The organism is Gordonibacter pamelaeae 7-10-1-b (assembly GCF_000210055.1).
GTDB classification, from domain to species: domain Bacteria; phylum Actinomycetota; class Coriobacteriia; order Coriobacteriales; family Eggerthellaceae; genus Gordonibacter; species Gordonibacter pamelaeae.
On the sequence record NC_021021.1, the window covers coordinates 3,373,756 to 3,377,693 of the forward strand.

Genomic DNA, 3,938 nt, shown 5'->3' on the forward strand with positions numbered 1-3,938 from the left:
CCCGGGAACCGATGCCGCCATCGGCCTCGCGATGCTGAACGTGATCATCGGGGAGGACCTCTATGATCACGACTTCTGCGACAACTGGGTGTTCGGGCTCGACGAGCTGGCCGATCGTGTGCAGGGCACGACGCCCGAATGGGCAGAGAACATCACCTGGGTGCCCGCCGACGTCATACGCGGCGCGGCGCGCGCCTTCGCGACGAACGCGCCCTCGTCCATCATGTGGGGGCTCGCCATCGACACCCAGCAGAACGGCGCCCAGGCAGGGCAGGCCCTCCTGGCCATCGGAGCTATCTGCGGGTACATGGATGTGCCGGGCGGCATCACGCTTGCGCTGCCCTCCAGTTTCCTGGGCAGGTGGACCTACGAGACCATGCAGTTCGTCGGGAAGGACGTCGAGAAGAAGCGCATCGATGCGAAGGACGACCATCCTGCGTACGCCACCGGCCCCTACGCCCACCCCGACTCCGTGCTGACCACACTGGAAACCGGCGAGCCGTACGCCTTCCATATGTTCTACTTCTATGCCTCGAATCCCATTGCGCCAACCTGCTACGCCGAGCCCGAGCGCTGGTACAACGGCATCATGAAGATGGACTTCAACGCCGCACAGGACTGCTTCATGACACCCACCATCATGGGCCTGTGCGACCTTGTCCTGCCTGTGAGCTTCTTCCCGGAGCACGACGGCTTCGTACTCCCCCATTTCGGCCGGAACACCCATTTTCTGGGGGCTATGAACGCGGCGGTCGATCCGGGCGAGGCGAAGTCGGATCTGGAGATCGACCTGCTCGTGGGCAAGCGCCTCAACCCCGAGGCATGGCCGTGGGAGAGCGTCGAGGAGTTCTTCGACGCCCAGATACACACGCAGTATGACTGGGGCTTCAAAGAGCTACGGGAATACGGGGCGTTCCAGCAGCCGTTCGAGTACCGCAAGTATGAGAAGGGCCTGCTCCGCCCCGACGGCGAGCCCGGCTTCAACACGCCGACCGGGCTCATAGAGGTGAGCTCGTCAATCTACGACGATTTCGGCGAGGACGCCCTGCCGTACTTCATGGAACCGGCCATGAGCCCCTACAGCACCCCCGACCTCTACGAGGAGTACCCGCTCGTGCTGACCACCGGCGGCCGCAGCTTCGTCTCCTTCCATTCCGAGCATCGCCAGATCCCGTCCCTGCGGTCGTTGCATCCCGACCCGCTCGTCACCATCAACCCGAAGACGGCAGCCGCCCACGGCATCAAGGCGGGCGACTACGTGTGCATCGAGAACCCTTTGGGCAAGTGCGTGGAAAGGGCGCGCGTCTCCAATGAGGTGCCGGAGCGGGTTGTCCATGCAGAGCACGGCTGGTGGTACCCCGAGGACGATCCCGAATACCCCGAGCTGTACGGAGTGTGGAAGTCGAACATCAACAAGCTCGTGCCCATGTACAAGGTGGGCGCGACAGGCTACGGCGCCCCCTACAAGAACGTGCTCGCAAAGATCTACAAAGTCGACGGCTACGACGCGGCGAAGGGGGCACCCGAATCCTACGTGCCACGCGAGAGCCGCGGGCCGGAGAGCATGACGGGCGGGGCTCCGCAGCCCCTCAGCTACGAAACCATCCATCAGGGTTAGGATAAGGTGATATCCATGAAGAAACATGCGCTGATCATCGACTACAAGTATTGCACCGGCTGCCACAGCTGCGAAGTGGCCTGCCGTCAAGAGAAGGCCATAGCGTCCCAAGAGGAGTGGGGCGTCAAGCTCGCCGAGTTCGGGCCCGAGCGCCTTGCGGGCGCGTGGTACTGGAACTACGTGCCCGTGCCCTCGTCGTTGTGCGACCTATGCGCCTCGAGGCTCGAGGAGGGCAAGGCGCCCGCCTGCGTCCACCACTGCCTGGCCAAGTGCATGGAGGCAGTGCCCCTCGAGGAGCTGCCTCGGCGCATGGCCGAGCTCGGGGACGGCGTGGCGTGCTTCATGCCGTAGCCGGCACGCACAAGGGCAAGAGGCCTGGCGGGGCCGTCGCACGGCCCCGCATCGAACGACCAAGGGGGTTTTGCCGTGGGGAAGGTCTACGTTTCGGATATCATCGAGCAGCCGGGAGGAGGGAGGTTTTCCGCACGGATATTGATGCTGGTCGGGCTCGCCATGGTGTTCGACGGGTTCGACTATATGATCGTATCGTTCACGATGCCTCAGATCACCGAGGAAATGCAGCTGGGCTTCATCGCAACGGGGAGTTTGGCTTCGTTCAGCCTTCTGGGTATGCTTGTAGGCGGCTTCCTGTCAGGATACCTTGCCGACCGGTACGGCCGCAAGCACGTCATGAACGCGAGCATCATGCTCTACGCACTTCTCACGGTGCCGGTGTTCTTCGTGACCACCTATGATGCATTCGCCGTGTGCAGGATCATGTCGGGCATCGGTATAGGTGCCGTCATCCCGCTGAGCGTCACGCTCGTCTCCGAGTTCGCCCCCACCAGGCACCGCGGAGCCTACATCACCGCGACCAAGACGTTCATGATGGCAGGCTGGGTTCTTGCAGGGCTGACGGCTATGTTCGTGGTCCCGAATTTCGGCTGGCGCATGTGCTATCTCGTTGGCGGCTTTCCCTTCCTGTACGGGGTGCTCATGCACTTTGTCATGCCGGAGTCGGTCCAATGGCTGTTGAGCAAGGGTAGGACGCAAGAGGCGCTCGGCATCGTGAACGCAATCAACGCCTCGCTCGACGCTCCGAAGGAAGGTGGCTACACCGTCGACGAGATCGAGGTACCCAACGCGGAAGGCGGCGGGCAGCTTCGGGCGCTCGTGTCGAAAAAGTACCTGAAGACGACCGTGGGCATCTGGCTGGTTGCCTTCACCACCTGCGCCCTTTCGTACGGGCTGACGAACTGGATGCCCACGGTCTTGCTCCAGAGCGGCTACTCGGTCGGCGCGAGCTACGGCTATACCACGCTCATGAACCTGCTGGGCTGCGCGGGCGCCGTGGTGGCGGGGTTGGCGGCCGACCGGCTTGGTAGGATCAGGAGCGCATACATGGCATTTCTCCTCGCCGGTCTGGCGGTGGCGTTCACGGCGGTGTTCGGCTTCGGCGGCCTGATGATCCCCGCCTGCGCGCTCATGGGGTTCGCCATCAACTACGCCTACATGTCGCCCGCGCCGATAACGATCGAGGCCTACCCCACCGAGATCAGGGCGACCGGACAGGCCTGCGTGACCACGGTGGCGCGCATCGGAGGCTTCATCACACCCATGGCGATAGGCGGCGCCTTGGAGTCGGGTTCGACGTTCTCGACCGTGCTCGTCGGGGTCCTGGTGCCGCTGTGCCTGGCCGCCCTCTTCACGAAGCTGCTCATCAAGACGGAGACGAAGGGGGTTGCCCTGGAGGACCTTTGCGGCGATACCACGGTTTCAAACCGCACGGCAAACGAATGACAATGACGATGAAAGGAGAAAGGCTATGACCATGGAAACCACGTGGAAAAGTGACGAGGGCGAGCTTATCAGGGTACGCACCTGCGGGTGGTCCCCGCCGGGCGACCACCCCGTCGGCTGCGGCATGTTCATCTACACCGACAAGGACGGCAAGTTCGTGAAGGTGGAGGGCGATCCCGACCACCCCATTAGCCAGGGGCGCCTGTGCCCGCGCTGCTTGGCGATGAAGGACTTCATCGAGAGCCCTAACCGCATAAGATACCCCATGAAGCGCGCACGGGAGGACCGCGGCAAGGACGCCTGGGAGCGCATAACCTGGGACGAGGCACTCGACATCCTCGAGCGCGAGGTGAGGAAGATCTGGGCGAATTACGGCCCGGAGGCCATCTACCTGTTCCAGGGAACCGGTCGCGAGGCGACGCTCTACGCACCACCCATGGCCCAGGCCTGCTTCAAGACGCCGAACTGCTCGTTCTCGATGAGCGGCGGCTCTTGCTACGGCCCCCGCACGGTCGTGGCC

Annotated in this window: 4 protein-coding genes; all 4 read left to right on the forward strand. The window is 63.4% G+C overall.

Annotated elements, in window-relative coordinates:
• A partial coding sequence (locus tag GPA_RS15500; protein WP_156791186.1) for a molybdopterin-containing oxidoreductase family protein occupies nucleotides 1-1,618 on the forward strand: 1,618 nt, incomplete at its 5' end.
• A gap of 15 nt (nucleotides 1,619-1,633) precedes the next feature.
• Nucleotides 1,634-1,969, forward strand: a complete 336-nt coding sequence (locus tag GPA_RS15505) for a 4Fe-4S dicluster domain-containing protein (RefSeq protein ID WP_015540446.1) — start codon at nucleotides 1,634-1,636, stop codon at nucleotides 1,967-1,969.
• 75 nt (nucleotides 1,970-2,044) lie between these two features.
• The gene (locus GPA_RS15510) at nucleotides 2,045-3,418 is read left to right on the forward strand and encodes an MFS transporter (protein WP_156791085.1); all 1,374 of its coding nucleotides are present in this window, start codon (nucleotides 2,045-2,047) and stop codon (nucleotides 3,416-3,418) included.
• 25 nt (nucleotides 3,419-3,443) lie between these two features.
• A partial coding sequence (locus GPA_RS15515; RefSeq protein ID WP_041239781.1) for a molybdopterin-dependent oxidoreductase occupies nucleotides 3,444-3,938 on the forward strand: 495 nt, incomplete at its 3' end.